The organism is Arcicella sp. GW822-FHT02H01 (assembly GCF_058802005.1).
In genome coordinates, this window is sequence record NZ_JBXANT010000005.1 from 18344 (window position 1) to 34027 (window position 15684).

The window sequence follows — 15684 nt, forward strand, 5'->3', positions numbered from 1 at the left end:
ATGAGATTAAAAACTAAATTCTTTTATACATTAATTCTTGTGGGGATTTTAAGCTCAATGCTTACTCAATCGAGTTATGCACAGCAATTAGGAGGGCTCACTGCCAATATCATTTCAGAAAAGAATGATGCTAATAATTCGTTCCCAATAGTTTCTAACAAAATAGCCTCGCCTATTTGCTTCGATGTTGCTGATTTTAAAGGTGTTATTCGTGCAATTGGTGACCTAAAATCTGATATTAATGCTGTAACAGGTATTAGCCCAAATGTACTTAGTACCGAAAGTAGTTCAAATTACGAAATTGTAGTAGGTACTATCGGAAAGAATAAACAGATAGACCAATTGATAGCCTCTAAAAAGTTGGATGCTTCGGATTTAAAAGGGAAATGGGAAAGTTTTGTCATTACAACAATAGAAAACCCTAAAAATACAGCTCAAAAGCTCTTGGTAATTGCAGGTAGCGATAAGCGTGGTACTATTTATGGCATCTACGAATTATCTAGGCAATTGGGCGTGTCTCCTTGGTATTGGTGGGCAGATGTTCCTGCCAAAAAACGAATAAATGCTTACGTCTTGTCTGGTAGATATGCCTCTGGGGAACCCAAAGTCAAGTATAGAGGCATTTTTATTAATGATGAAGCACCCTGTTTTACAGGTTGGTCAAAAGAGAAATTTGGAGGGCTAAATAGTAAAATGTACACTCATATGTTTGAGTTGTTATTACGCTTGAGAGCCAATTATTTGTGGCCAGCGATGTGGGGTAATGCCTTCAATGAAGATGACCCTGAAAACCCTCGTATTGCAGATGAATATGGTATCGTTATGGGAACATCACATCACGAGCCTATGATGCGTGCCCAAAAAGAATGGGGAAACCATCGAAAAGAATATGGGAATGGCGAATGGAACTATCAATCGAATGAAGCAGGGTTGAAAAAGTTTTGGGAAGATGGGCTCAACAGAAATAAAGATTACGAGAATGTGGTCACGATGGGTATGAGAGGTGATGGGGATTTACCGATGAAAGATTTTGGAAGTGCAGAAGCCAATTTTAAAGAGCTTGAAAGAATCATGAAAGAGCAGCGAGAAATCATTCAAAAAGTTACTAAAAAACCAGTTGCTCAAACGCCTCAAATATGGGCACTTTATAGCGAAGTACTTGAATATTTCGACCAAGGTATGAAAGTTCCTGACGACATGACCATCTTACTTTGTGATGATAACTGGGGAAACGTTCGTCGATTACCAGAATTAGGCGCGAAAAAACATCAAGGAGGCTATGGTATTTATTATCATGTCGATTTACACGGTGCACCTCGCGCTTATCAATGGCTCAACATGACGCAACTACCACACATGTGGGAACAACTACAACTCACTTATAGTTATGGGGTCGATAAGATTTGGATACTAAACGTAGGTGACCTAAAACCTAATGAATATCCTATGGATTTCTTTCTTAGAATGGCATGGAATCCTACAGCTTTCAACGAAAATAATCTGAACGAATATGCCAAACAATTTTGTCAAGAACAGTTTGGAGATGAATATGCTATTGAAGCAGCCGAAATTATAAGCAATTACTGCAAATATAATAGTAGAATTACGGCTGAAATGATGAACCACAAAACATATAACCTTCAAAGCGGTGAATTTCAACAGGTAAAAGATGCATATTTAGCCCTCGAAACCAAAGCCCTTAGACAGTTCATAGCTTTGCCAGAAACTCATAAAGATGCTTATAAACAATTCATTCTTCATCCTGTAAGAGCTATGGCTAATTTATACGATATGTATTATGCCGTGGCCAAGAATGAAAAATTAGCAGCTGAAAAAGATATAAAAGCCAATTACTGGGCTGATTATGCTGATGCGTGTTTCAAAAGAGATGCTGAATATTCAAAAGATTATAACTTCAATATAGCGGGCGGAAAATGGAACCATATCATGGATCAAACGCATATTGGTTATAAATCATGGGACGAACCACGTGGGGGAAATATCAAGCCCACTGTGAGCAGAATAACAGTCGAAGAATCTAAAAATGGAGGATATGTTTTCAAGGAAAAAAATGGTGTTGTAGTTATGGAAGGTGAACACTATTTTAATACAGAAGCAAATGCCAAAACTCATTGGACAGTCATTCCTGATTTAGGCAGAACGCTTTCGGGTATTGCATTGATGCCTTATACTGAAAATACCCAAGGAGCATCAATTAAGTACAAAATGAATATTCAGACCAAAACCGATAGTGTTAAGGTACGTGTATTTTTCGACTGTACTTTACCTTTCAAAAAAGGAGGACATCGTGTAGCTGCCTTATTTGAAGGAGCTAGTGAAAAGGTTTGGAATATCAATGACGAGCTAACTTGGCAAAATAATTATACCAAAATGTACCCAGCTGGGGCTGCCAGAATGATTGAAACCAGTGTAACGGTAGCTTTGCCCAAAACAACAGATGGCTCTCAAGTATTGAGTATTAAACCTCAAGACCCAGGCGTAGTAATTTATAAAGTAATTGTAGATACTGGTGGTTATGAGCAAACACATTTGAAAATGCCCGAAAGCACTTATACAAGACCATAATCCTATTAAAAAACTTTTTTACAAAAAAGATGAAAAATAAACTCTTTGCGATTATCCTTGTTTTAGGAGGCTACGTGGCTAATGCTCAGCAGATTATTCCTTTATATGAAGGTGCTGTTCCCAATGCCAAAGCCACTAATATAACCGAAACTGGTGGCGACAAAGGAATGTATAAAGATGTAACCATACCCACGTTGGAATACATAAAACCTGAAAAACCAAACGGAACTTCCGTAATAATAGTAGCAGGGGGTGGCTATAGCGTAATTGTGTACAATGGCGAGGGGATAAGTACTGCCAAAGCACTAGCAGACAAGGGAGTATCGGCATTTGTGTTAAAATACAGGTTGCCCAACGACGACATAATGGTAGATAAAAAAATAGGCTCATTACAAGATGCCCAGCAAGCCATAAAGTTTCTTAGAGAAAATGCCGACAAGTATGGTATCGATAAAAATAAAATAGGCATTATGGGTTTTTCGGCAGGTGGGCATTTGGCCAGTACAGCTGCTACTCATTTTGAGAAATCGTATATCGAAAATCCTAATAACACTAGCCTCCGACCTGATTTCCAGATTTTGGTTTACCCTGTTATCAGTATGAAGGAAGGTCTTACACATGGCGGTTCACGGGACAATCTTATCGGTAAAAACCCTACTGATGCAGACATTGAAGTTTTCTCTAACGAACTGCAAATCAAAGCCAATACACCGCCAGCTTATTTGACTCATGCTGCCGACGATAAGCTAGTAGATGTGGACAACAGCATTTCATACTTTGAAAATTTACGAAAGAACAAAGTTGAGGTAGAAATGCACATTTTCCCGAAAGGTGACCACGGGTTTATTTTTCGCCATAAAGGTTGGATGGAACCACTTTTCGACTGGATGAAACGTAACAATTGGTTGTAATATTCACTGTTTTTAAAATAAAAAATACAATGAAAAAATATTTAATTTTCTGTATTTCAATATTGTTTTTAATAAGTTTTGCTACGTTTTCTCAAGCATGGGAGCCTATAAAAACTCAAAATGGATTAGTACAAGGTACTTTTGAAAACGGTCAACAGGTTTTCCGTGGTATTCCTTTTGCTCAACCGCCAGTCGGGCAGTTGAGATGGAAAGCCCCACAGCCTGTAACCAATTGGGAAGGCGTAAAAACAACCACAAATTTTGCTCCTGCTCCCTATCAAGGTGGAAACCCACCATCGGGTAAAAGTGAAGACTGTTTATACTTAAACGTTTGGAGTCCAGCTAAAAATCCTAAAGAAAAACTACCTGTAATTGTATGGATTTACGGCGGTGGTTTTGCCTTTGGTTCTACCGCAGAGGGAGTTTATTCAGGCGAAAAACTGGCAGAAAAAGGGGTGGTATATGTTTCAATTGCTTATCGAGTTGGGCAATTAGGCTTTTTAGCACATCCAGAATTAAGTGCTGAAAGTGCTCAAAAAACGTCTGGGAACTATGGCTTACTTGATATGATAGCGGGTTTGCAATGGGTTAAAAATAATATTGCAGCTTTTGGTGGAGACCCATCGAAAGTTACCATTTTTGGAGAATCTGCAGGAGGTATAGCCGTAAGTATGCTCTGTGCTTCGCCGTTGGCCAAAGGGTTATTTCACGGAGCTATTTCACAAAGTGGGGGTTCTTTTGGCCCAGCGAGAGTAACTACATACCCTGGAGAAAATCAAAAATTACTAGCCGATGCCGAGCAAAGTGGCTTGGAATACATGAAAAAAGTAGGGGCAAGTTCGTTGGCTGAGCTTAGAAAAATAGACATCGAAAAACTTCCGCAAGGTTTTGGTATGCCAGGGGGTTGGCCTATTATTGATGGGTATGTGATTCCTAACGAACAGCACACACTTTACGAGCAAGGTAAATACAACCATACTCCCATTTTGGTAGGCTATAATTCTGACGAAGGGTTGAGTTTTAGTCCACCAAAAACACCCAAAGATTATATTGATGGCGTACAAAAACGCTATGGAAAATTTGCCGATAATTTAATAAAAGCTTACCCTGTAAACGAAACTACTGTACCTAAAACTGCCCGAGATTTAGCACGTGATGCTGCCTTTGGCTGGCATACTTGGGCTTGGGCAAACTTACAGTCTAATACCAGTAAATCGAAAGTGTATTATTATTATTTTGACCAGCACCCCAATTTTCCTGAAAATTCACCACAGTACGGGCAAGGCACACCACATGGACACGACGTAGGCTTTGTATTTGGGCATACCAGTCCGCAAAGTAAATTAGCCACTGCTACTGATGCCAGTATTTCGGATGCTATGGTAAGCTATTGGACAAACTTTGCCAAATATGGTGACCCAAATGGAGCTGATTTACCCGTTTGGCAACAATATACTAAAAGTAATCACGCTGTAATGCACTTTTCGCAAAGCCCCAAAATGCGTACAGTTCCCAGTGAAGAATCTTTGAAAGTATTAGATGAATATTACAAGTGGCGTCGTACATCCGAGGGAAAAGAATGGGCTAAGTAATTAGCAATTATTTAAAATGAATATGAAAAATAATTTCATTAATACGCTATTGCTTTTGGCTTTGAGTTTTACGGTTTTGGGGCAGACAAAAGCACCAAAGCCAGTTTTGCCAGTGCCTTCCAAAAATCAGTTGCGTTGGCAGCAAATGGAATATTATAGTTTCATCCATTTTTCGGTAAATACTTATACAGATATGGCTTGGGGTTTAGGTAACGAAGACCCAAAAATATTTAATCCCACTAAATTAGACTGCCGCCAGTGGGCTCGAATATGCAAACAGGCAGGTATGAAAGGCATAATTTTTACTGCCAAACATCATAGTGGCTTTTGTTTATGGCCATCGAAATACACCGATTATTCGGTAAAAAATGCCCCTTGGCGAAATGGACAAGGTGATATGGTAAAAGAACTCGCCGATGCTTGTAGAGAATATGGTTTAAAATTTGGCATATATCTTTCACCTTGGGATAGAAACCACCCTGACTACGGCAAACCTGAATACATCACGTATTTTCGTAACCAACTCACGGAGTTATTAACCAATTATGGTGAAATATTTGAAGTGTGGTTTGATGGAGCCAATGGTGGCTCAGGCTACTACGGCGGAGCAAACGAAACCCGTAAAATTGATGCTAAAACTTATTACGACTGGCAGAATACCTATAAACTAGTAAGAAAGCTACAACCCAACATAGTGATTTGGAATGATGGTGGCGACCGTGCCGATTTACGCTGGGTAGGCACAGAGGCTGGCTATGTGGGTGAAACCAATTGGAGCTTGCTCAACGCCACTGGCGATGTACCCGACCAAATGCTACGCTACGGTGTAGAAAACGGCAATGCTTGGGTGCCAGGCGAGGTAAATACCTCTATACGTCCAGAATGGTTTTATCATCCCAAAGAAGATAAAAAGGTAAAAACGTTACCTCAACTCATGGATACCTACTATAATTCGGTAGGCCGAAACGGAACTCTTTTGCTTAATTTCCCGATAATGCCCAATGGACTGATACATGAAATAGACGAAAAAAACGTGCTTGCTTTTGCCCAAGCAAGACGTGAGGCTTTCAGTAAAAATCTTTTAATAAATACAAAAACTCAAGCTACTAATATACGAGGAAAAAGTAGCCAGTTTGCACCACAAAAATCCATTGACCAACACAAAGAAAGCTACTGGGCTACTGATGATAGTATTACAAAAGCCTCATTGACGGTAAGTTTTGCAAAACCTACAGCATTCAATCGTTTTTTGATTCAAGAGCCTATTTGGCTAGGGCAAAGAGTAAAAGCCTTTATCTTAGAAGCAAAAATAAATAACAATTGGCAACAAATTGCCAAAGAAACCACCATTGGCTACAAACGAATTTTGAGATTTAATACCGTCAAGGCTACGCAAATTAGGCTGAACATTACCGATGCTAAGGCTTGCCCACTCATTAGCAATATGGAGGTGTACCAAGCTCCGATTATTTTAACGCCCCCACAAATTACCCGTAATCAGGCAGGAGAGGTGCATATTACTCCAACAGATGCTGAGTCAGAACTGTTTTACACGTTGGATGGTAGCATACCAAACTCAAAATCAAGTAAATACGTGGGTGCTATTGCCACAGGTTTGGGAAAAGTGACGGTAAAAGCCATTGCCTTTAGCCCCCAAAATAAGTTACAAAGCGAAGTAGCCGAAGAAAAATTTGAAATTGCTCGTAAACATTGGTCGATAGTAGGAATACAGGATAAAAAAGCCCTTAATGTTTTAGACGGTAAAGAATATACGTCTTGGCAAAAAGACAAAGTACCAACCGACTTAATAATTGACTTAGGTAAAGAGGAAAACCTTGTAGGTTTCCGCTACCTGCCTGACCAAAACTGGTGGGCAGAAGCCAGTATAATTTCGCAATATCAATTTTATGTTTCAAATGATAATTCCAATTGGCAACTGGTAAGCGAAGGCGAATTTGCCAATATTAAAAATAACCCTACATGGCAAATAAAAGAATTTACTGCTATAAAAGCCCGATATATAAAACTGAAAGCCTTAAAAAACATTCAAGAAAACTCAGCAACTGGTTATGCTGAAATTGATATTTTAACAAAGTGATTTACTAATATTCAATTTTAACCTAAAAACAATGAAAAGTATTTTTTTGTCCATGATATTTACCACCATTGCTGCTGGTAGTATATCTTTTTCACAAGCACAGCAACCTGCTGTTATTGAAGACTTTAAGCCGTCTTCTCTCAATCAGCCACAACAAGAATACCCTATGGTAAACTCTCAAGGTTATGCCCGTTTCAAAATAATAGCACCTGCTGCTGATAGTGTTCGTGTAAGTTTGGGTCTTGGTGGAAAAGGAGGCACCAAATTAGAAAAAGCCAGCGATGGTAGTTGGATGGGAACTACAGAAGGTCCGATGGACGAAGGTTTTCACTATTATAATATCAAGATTGATGGAGGAAAATTTAACGACCCGGGTGCTTTAAACTACTATGGATCTGTTCGTTGGGAAAGCGGTATAGAAATTCCTGCACATGACCAAGATTTTTACGCGCTCAAAAACGTACCTCATGGCCATGTACAGCAAGTGTTGTTTCCTTCACCAAGTACCAATACATCTCGCAGAGCATTTGTATATACACCACCAGGTTATGAAAAAGGGAAGGATAAATATCCTGTACTTTACTTACAACATGGCTGGGGTGAAGACGAAACCGCTTGGATGAACCAAGGTCATGCTAATTTAATTATGGACAACCTCATTGCTGAAGGAAAAATTAAGCCTTTCATTATCGTAAATACGTATGGTATGACCAACGAAGTAAAGTTTGGAAAAATGAAAGAGTTTAAAATAGAGCCTTTCCAAACGGTTTTGGTAGACGAGCTTATTCCATACGTAGATGCTCATTTTAGAACAATTGCTAAACAAACGCACCGTGCTATGGGTGGGTTGAGTATGGGTGGTATGGAAACTAAAACCATTACCTTGAATAACCCAGATGTGTTTTCGCATTATGCTCTTCTAAGCGGTGGCACTTATGCACCAACCGATATCAAAGATAAATCGAAAGTGAAACTTATATTTTTGAGCTGTGGCAGTAAAGAAAGACCAGAAGGGGTCATAAAATCGGTAGAGGCATTAAAAGAGGCAAATTTTAACGCTGTTTCTTACGTGTCAGATAAAACTGGTCACGAGTTCCAAACATGGCGTAGAAGTTTACATGAATTAGCTCCGTTATTATTTAAATAATGATGGGTTATCGAAAACTAGACAAACACTATGTCGTAAAGATGCTTTCGTTGATGGGATACCGTTTTAATTAGCAATGATTTTGGTATCTCATATAAATAAAAGGAAATGAAAAACCAGAGAAATAATTCAATAGTCCTCCATAAAATACAAGTAGCAATTATACTAATATTTTCAATAATTTTAGTCAAGCCAATTGTAGTAAAAGGACAAACTAAAAGCAATTCAGAGAAAGGAAATAGCCAAGCATCCATTGCTTCGGGGAAATACCGTAATCTGTTTTTGGAAGTAGGGTATAGTCAAAGCGAGATAGATGCTAAACTTGCCAAAGCATATTATGATATTTTTGAAGGCCCCAATCGGGTATATTTTGCCGTAGGTGATTCTATGGCTTATGTATCTGATGTAAAAAATCATGATGCCCGAACCGAAGGCCTTTCTTATGGAATGATGATTGCTGTTCAACTCAATAAAAAAGATGTTTTTGATAGAATTTGGAGGTGGTCAAAAAAATACCTTCAACACCAAAGCGGTCCTCGTGAAGGATATTTCGCATGGAGTATCAATACAGAAACGATGAAAAAAAATTCCGAAGGTTCTGCATCTGATGGCGAATTGTATTATGTCACTAGTTTACTATTTGCAGCCAACAAATGGGGAAATGATACGGGTATTCATTATTACAATGAAGCGCGAAGAATATTGGATGCGATGTGGAAAAAAGACGGTACAGGAAATATTTATCATCTGATTAACACAGCACATAAGCAAATTACCTTTGTGCCAGAAGGGGATGGTTATAATTGGACAGACCCCTCGTATCACTTACCTGCATTTTATGAAGTATGGGCATTATATGCTAAAGATGGTCATGAGCAGTTTTATAAAGAATGTGCCGATACGTCTCGTGTATTTTTACACAGAGCTTGTCATCCCGTTACGGGACTAAATTCTGACTATACAGAATTTAGTGGGGCACCTCATCCAACTCGCTGGATGCCCCCAGGTTTTCGTTATGATTCATGGAGAGTACCAATGAATATTACCATGGATTATACTTGGTTTGGAAAAGATAAAACTTGGCAAGAAGATTACGCCAAAAGGATTCAAGCCTTTTTTCGTTCAAAAGGTATCGATACTTATGACGACCAATTTAACTTGGATGGTTCAAAACCTGATTTTATTTTGCAAGCAGGTAGCGTAAAAAAGTTAAGACATTCAATTGGGTTAGTCTCTACAGTCGCTACCGCATCGCTTGTTAATCATGAGAAAAACAATGTCGATTTTGTACGAGCAATTTGGAATGCTAAGTTAGAGCCTTACGAAGATGGGTATTTTGATCCTTATTATGATGGACTAATGTATTTATTTAGTTTGATGCACCTGAGTGGGAAGTATCAAATTATCAAGCCTAAATAAATAGTATTTTAGACTGAAAGTTGATTTTTGAGAGGTTTATATATGCTGATGTAGAATAACAATAAGCGTTGTTACTATTATCAGTATGTATTTAAATAACAGTTAGGCGAATTAAAGAAAATAGTCATTCTAATGCTTTTTATTCTTGAATTTATCAAATAAAAAGTTGCTAGTATTATATTTTATGTTTAATTTTACTATATCCAATCCATGTGGATTGGACTCTCTCTGGTCTTCTTTTATTTTTCAAATGTGTTACTTTGACACATGCTTTTTGCATTATTATTCTCAATAGTTAGTGATTTGAACGCTATTGAGTAACCCATCTTTTAAATTGTAGAAACTCTTAGTTGAACTGTCCAAGCTTTTTTTTGTAGTAAGTGTTCTATTGTGTTATACTATCATTTCTAAAAAAATATTGCCTATGATAAATTTAAAGATTAAAATTGTTTAAAATGATTTTTATGAAACAGCTATTGAAGTTGAAAAATTAATAGGAGTAAATTTCCAGAGAGACTTATTTATTTCAATTCAGATAGACGGTATAATTATCCAATAAAGTCATTGTTCCCATGAGAAGAATTTAAAGAAAGTGATTAATTCCACTTGTTAGATTTTTATTAGCCAATAATTTCAAACAAAATTATTGGGTGTGCTCTTTTTTGCCTGTTCAGAAAGTATTCTTCGGTAGAAAATAAAGGATTTCCCAGAGAGAGTCCTTTTATTTTCTACATAGTGTTCTATGGTGTTATAAGATAATTTTAAACAAAGTATTATTGCTTATGGTGAAATAAATTATTAAATATTATCAAAGGATTTCTTTTGATAATATCCGTGCTTTTTGATATGAAATGCAGATTTTACTAAAAGTCAACATAAAGTTTGTCAGAGAGACATATTGACTTTATTACAGATGGATACTATGATGATAGTACTTTATGACCTTAAATAATTTTAAATGAAATTATTTAAGGGGTGGATTTTTTTGCCCTTTATGTAAACCAAGCAATTAAACTAATAATGGATTTCCTTGAGAAAGAATCACAGATTATTGGTAAGTGAGAAAACAATTTGCCGTGTTATTTTTCAATTTTTTAATCTCAAATCATATATTATGAAAAAACAATTATTGTTTCTATTAGGGCTTTTACTATGCTGTTCATTTGCAAGAGCTCAAAAAAATATTTCGGGTAAAGTCTCGGGTGATGATGGAACTCCTATACCAGGAGTTAACGTACGGATTCAAAATGCTCAAATTGGTAGTTCAACAGATGCTAATGGTACCTATAGCATACAGGCCTCACCACAAGATGTTTTAATCTTTAGTTCGGTAGGTTATGTTAGTCAAGAAATTAAAGTTGGAAGTCGCAATGTAGTTGATGTAGTATTAGTATCTAGCGTAAGTGCTTTAGAAGAAGTTGTTGTGGTAGGTTATGGTACTCAAAAAAGGTCTTCTGTAACAGCTGCAGTAGCATCCGTAAGTGCAAAGGATTTAACAGCGTTGCCTGTTCCAAGCATTGAGGGAGCTTTACAAGGACGTGTCTCTGGTGTACAAGTAACCAGTAACGGTTCTCCTGGGGTTGCTCCAGTAGTAAGAATACGTGGCGTTGGCTCTATCAATTATGCTGCTAACCCATTATACGTTATTGATGGTTATCCTGTAGGAAACATGAATGACTTAGATATGAAAGATGTAGAGTCTTTAGAAGTACTGAAAGATGCTAGTGCAGCCGCAATTTATGGTTCGCGTGCAGCTAATGGTGTAATCTTAGTTACCACCAAAAAAGGAACAAGAGATAAAAAATTACATGTAAATGTAGAAACTTATTATGCTACACAAAATGCTTGGAAGACATTACCTACGTTAAATACTCAACAATACTTACAATATGGTAAAGCATTATTGACCGCCGCTGGAGCAGCCTTCCCTGATCGTTGGAGTCAGATGAATAATGAAACCTATCCTGGCTCTGGGGTTACTTTTGCTAATACAAATACTGATTGGCAAGATTACTTATTTCAAACAGGTGTTTTAGCTAATAGTACCGTTTCTATCACTGGGGGAAATGAAACATCTCGTTTCTTGACATCTTTTGGTTACTACAAACAAGATGGTATTTATGTTGGAACTAATTATGAAAGAGGAAACTTACGCCTTAATTCTGACCATAATATTGGGAAGCACTTTACTATCGGACAAACATTGACAGTTGCCATGGGAAGTAGATTAGATGAAGGTGTAGGTGGCGGACGTACAGCATTAGCCAATGTAATCAAAAGTTTGCCATATACTCCTGTATATAATCCTACAGAAATTGGTGGATATTTTGGTACAACAAACGCTGACGGTTCTGACCCAGTAAACCCATTGATTCCAGCTGTATTGATTAGAAGCCAAAATCGTAATGTAAGAGTATTAAGTTCAATTTTTACTGAAATAAAATTTACAGACTACCTAAAGTATAGGTTTTCTGTTGGCTTAGATTATAATTCAACAAGAGCTTTAAGTCGTACTCCAATCTATACTGCGGGACAAATGAGCAGTCCATTTAATAGTATTTCAGACACAAGAGGTGATTTTATCGGGACACTTTATACTAATCAACTTTCGTTTGATAAAACATTCAAAAAACACACCATTAATGCAATTGTTGTAGCTGAACAACAATTTGCCAAATCAGAAAGTATTACTGCTTCAGGAAATTACTCCACTAATACTTTCACCATTGTTACACCAAATGTAACAAGTCCAGCGGCTGGTGGTTCTAAAAGTGAAACTACTATCTTATCTTATCTGGCACGTGTGAATTATGATTTTGGAGGAAAGTATCTTTTAAGCGCCTCTATTCGTCGTGATGGTTCTTCATTATTTGCTCCTGGTAAAAAATGGGGAACATTCCCTGCGGCCTCTATTGGTTGGAGAATCAGCGAAGAAGAATTTATGAAAGAGATTTCCTCTATTAACGAGTTAAAAATAAGAGGAAGTTATGGTTTGGTAGGTAATACAAGTGGTTTGCCTAATTATGCTTGGCAGTCATTATTAGGTGCTGCTACTACTTATGTTTTTGCTAGCGGAACAACACCGGGTTTATCAACAAATCAACTTGGTAATACAGAATTAGGCTGGGAGACAACTAAAATGGCTGATATTGGAATCGATTTAGGGATGTTGAAAAATAAAGTTACGATTTCAGCCGATTACTATATCCGTGAAACCTCTGATAATAGTTTGATTTTAGCGAGACCTCTAGCATCATCTCTTGGCTACACAAATAATACCATTGCCAATTTTGGAGGTATGAAAAACTCAGGCTTAGACCTTCAAGTTAGCTACAACCATACTGGAGGAGACTTTAAATGGAAAATAGGAGGGAATGTAGGTATTGTAAGAAACAAAGTAACCTCATTAGAAGCTCCAATTTTTGCAGGAGGTCATGCTGAAACAGGAGCAAGCGTAACTAAAACAGAAGTTGGAATGCCTGTACAATATCTTTATGGCTATGTGGTTGATAGAATTTATCAAAGTCAGGCAGAAATAGATGCAGATGCAGCTTTAGCAAAAAGTAAAAACTGGGATAGCTATCAAGGAGGTTCAGCAGCACCTGGGGATATTCGTTTTAAAGACTTGAATGGTGATGGTAAAATAGATGACTCAGACCGTACAATGATAGGAAATACACTTCCTGATTTTACTTACGGTGTCAATTTTGACTTCAACTACAAGAACTTTGACTTTACTTTATTCTTACAAGGTGTTCAAGGAAATGATATTTATAACAACCTGAAAACTCAGACACAAGGAATGGTTCGTTTATTTGGAGCTACTACTGACGTGTTGAACGCTTGGACTCCTCAAAACACGAATACTAATATTCCAAGAGCTGTAAGTGGCGACCCTAATGGCAATACTACTCGTCCATCTAATAGATGGGTAGAGAAAGGGTCATTCATGCGTGTAAAAAATATAAGTTTGGGTTATACAGTACCTTCTAGTATTCTAAAATCTTTTGCAGGGGGTTCAATTTCAAGAATAAGAGTGTATGTGTCAGCTCAAAACTTATTGACTTTCACAAAATACACTGGTTATGATCCAGAAATTGGCTCTCGTGATAATGCTCAACTTGTATATGGTATAGATAATGGACAATATCCACAAGCTCGTACTTTGATGGCAGGTCTTCAATTAGGTTTTTAATATTTATCCCGTAACAATGCTCTTTTCTTGAATAGTATCATTTCAAGGAAAATTAAAATTAAAAGAAAATGAAAAAGAACCTTATAATCATAGGAGTATTATCACTTGGCATTGCTTTTGGGTGTAATGATGAGTTGAATAAAACAAACCCAGGCTCACTTACCACCGATAGTTATTTTTCAAATACAACAGAATTAGAATCAGGCGTTAGTGCTGTGTATGGTCTTTTGACAGGCTCAAACCTTTTTGGGAGAGAATACTTTTTTACGAATGATTTACGTAGTGATGATTTTGCAACGGGTGGTGGGCAATTAGAAGCACCTCGTGCTCAGATGTTAACTGGTGTACATCAACCTACTAATTCTGTTTTAGGTGCTGTTTGGACTGGTCTCTTTCGTATGATTCACCGTGCTAACGTAGTCATTGATGCCAAAGACAACGTTAAAACATTCAATGCAACGGATGAGACTAGGAAAAAAAGAATTGTTGCTGAAGCGAAATTCTTAAGAGCGATGGCATATTATGAGCTTAGTACTATGTGGGGTGGTGTACCTATTTATACAACCACTGCTACAAAATCAACCGATGCTAAACCTCGAAATACACAAGATGAAGTTTTTACGCAAGTAATTAAAGATTTAACTGAAGCACAAGCTGATTTGCCGTCGTCCTATACTGGTGTAGATTTAGGACGTGCCACAAAACATGCTGCACAACTTGAGTTAGCTAGGGTTTTGATGTTCAAGGGCGATTTTGCTGCTGCTAAAACTGAACTAACAAAGATTGTTTCGTCAGGCTTGTTTAGTTTAACAGATAGTTACCTAGATAATTTCCTTGAAGAAACTGAATATAATAAGGAGTCTATTTTTGAAGTTGGTTTTGATAGTAAAAATGGGATGAGTTGGGATAACGGCGATAGTGATAATATTGCAGGAAGTAGTCCAAAAAGATCATCTATTCGTCATCAAGAATATTCTGCCGTAGGTTGGAGAAACCTTATTCCATCTAATGAGATTATTGATGAATTTGAGCGTACACAAAAAGGAGATACAAAAAGAGACCCTCGTATGAGTTTCACCTTATATTTTAAAGGAGACTTGATTAATCAAGGGAAAGGCAGATTAGAGGTTGATTATCCTGTTCAAGGTAATACATCAATTTTAGATGGGGTTGAACAAAAAATTAGTTGGAGAAAGTATTCATGCTTATATAAAAATGCCGATGGTTTTTTTGATTTAGATGGCATAAATATGAGAATAATGCGTTATGCAGAGGTTTTGATCAATCTTGCTGAATGTGAAAATGAGTTAGGAAATATCAGTGCTTCAGTAGCACTTTTAAACCAGCTTCGCAATCGTGCTGATGTACAAATGCCGAATTATCCAACTAAAAATTATCCAGTGGGTACCAAAGAACAAGTGATGACTGCTATTCAACATGAAAAAAGAGTAGAATTTTCAGCAGAATGGTTGAGAGCTAAGGATATTGTTCGTTGGAGAAAACAAGGGAAATTGAAAAAAGAACCTTTTACATATTTTGTTGCTAATAAGCATGAATTATTACCTATTCCTCAAACTGAGATAGACAATAATCCAAATATAAAAAGCAATAATCCTGGATATTAAGATATAATATATTTTGACTTACATTTATTTTTTCAATAAGTAGTCGTTGAACTTCAACAACTACTTATTGAAAATTAATTGTTTCATACAACAGGTATTTGTATTCGTATA

Annotated in this window: 8 protein-coding genes; all 8 read left to right on the plus strand. The window is 37.1% G+C overall.

What is annotated here, in order from left to right; genetic code table 11:
- The 8 genes from AC1RNE_RS22540 to AC1RNE_RS22575 all read left to right on the plus strand — a co-directional run bounded on the left by AC1RNE_RS22540 (position 1) and on the right by AC1RNE_RS22575 (position 15573).
- Positions 1 to 2586, plus strand: coding sequence for a glycosyl hydrolase 115 family protein (locus AC1RNE_RS22540; RefSeq protein ID WP_492804381.1), 2586 nt, complete (start codon positions 1 to 3; stop codon positions 2584 to 2586).
- Positions 2587 to 2615: 29 nt separating this feature from the next.
- Positions 2616 to 3497, plus strand: a complete 882-nt coding sequence (locus AC1RNE_RS22545) for an alpha/beta hydrolase (protein ID WP_492804383.1) — start codon at positions 2616 to 2618, stop codon at positions 3495 to 3497.
- A 29-nt stretch (positions 3498 to 3526) separates the two neighbouring features.
- Complete coding sequence (locus AC1RNE_RS22550; protein WP_492804384.1) at positions 3527 to 5089, plus strand: carboxylesterase/lipase family protein; 1563 nt, start codon at positions 3527 to 3529, stop codon at positions 5087 to 5089.
- A 22-nt stretch (positions 5090 to 5111) separates the two neighbouring features.
- Positions 5112 to 7187, plus strand: coding sequence for an alpha-L-fucosidase (locus AC1RNE_RS22555; RefSeq protein ID WP_492804386.1), 2076 nt, complete (start codon positions 5112 to 5114; stop codon positions 7185 to 7187).
- A 52-nt stretch (positions 7188 to 7239) separates the two neighbouring features.
- Positions 7240 to 8334 carry an alpha/beta hydrolase-fold protein gene (locus AC1RNE_RS22560; protein WP_492804494.1) on the plus strand — a complete coding sequence of 365 codons (1095 nt, stop codon included), beginning with the start codon at positions 7240 to 7242 and terminating at the stop codon, positions 8332 to 8334.
- Between the two features lie 108 nt (positions 8335 to 8442).
- Positions 8443 to 9753: a family 8 glycosyl hydrolase gene (locus AC1RNE_RS22565; protein WP_492804387.1), complete on the plus strand. Its 1311-nt coding sequence runs from the start codon at positions 8443 to 8445 to the stop codon at positions 9751 to 9753.
- A gap of 1114 nt (positions 9754 to 10867) precedes the next feature.
- On the plus strand, positions 10868 to 13948 hold the full coding sequence (locus tag AC1RNE_RS22570; protein ID WP_492804388.1) for a SusC/RagA family TonB-linked outer membrane protein: 3081 nt from the start codon (positions 10868 to 10870) through the stop codon (positions 13946 to 13948).
- 68 nt (positions 13949 to 14016) lie between these two features.
- A complete protein-coding gene (locus AC1RNE_RS22575) occupies positions 14017 to 15573 on the plus strand; it encodes a RagB/SusD family nutrient uptake outer membrane protein (RefSeq protein ID WP_492804390.1) in 1557 nt (518 codons plus the stop codon).
- Positions 15574 to 15684 lie beyond the last annotated feature (111 nt).

Coding starts and splice junctions, on each gene's coding strand:
- AC1RNE_RS22540 (WP_492804381.1), top strand. CDS start 1: ATGAGATTAAAAACTAAATTCTTTTATACATTAATTCTTGTGGGGATT.
- AC1RNE_RS22560 (WP_492804494.1), top strand. CDS start 7,240: ATGATATTTACCACCATTGCTGCTGGTAGTATATCTTTTTCACAAGCA.
- AC1RNE_RS22555 (WP_492804386.1), top strand. CDS start 5,112: ATGAAAAATAATTTCATTAATACGCTATTGCTTTTGGCTTTGAGTTTT.
- AC1RNE_RS22565 (WP_492804387.1), top strand. CDS start 8,443: ATGAAAAACCAGAGAAATAATTCAATAGTCCTCCATAAAATACAAGTA.
- AC1RNE_RS22545 (WP_492804383.1), top strand. CDS start 2,616: ATGAAAAATAAACTCTTTGCGATTATCCTTGTTTTAGGAGGCTACGTG.
- AC1RNE_RS22575 (WP_492804390.1), top strand. CDS start 14,017: ATGAAAAAGAACCTTATAATCATAGGAGTATTATCACTTGGCATTGCT.
- AC1RNE_RS22570 (WP_492804388.1), top strand. CDS start 10,868: ATGAAAAAACAATTATTGTTTCTATTAGGGCTTTTACTATGCTGTTCA.
- AC1RNE_RS22550 (WP_492804384.1), top strand. CDS start 3,527: ATGAAAAAATATTTAATTTTCTGTATTTCAATATTGTTTTTAATAAGT.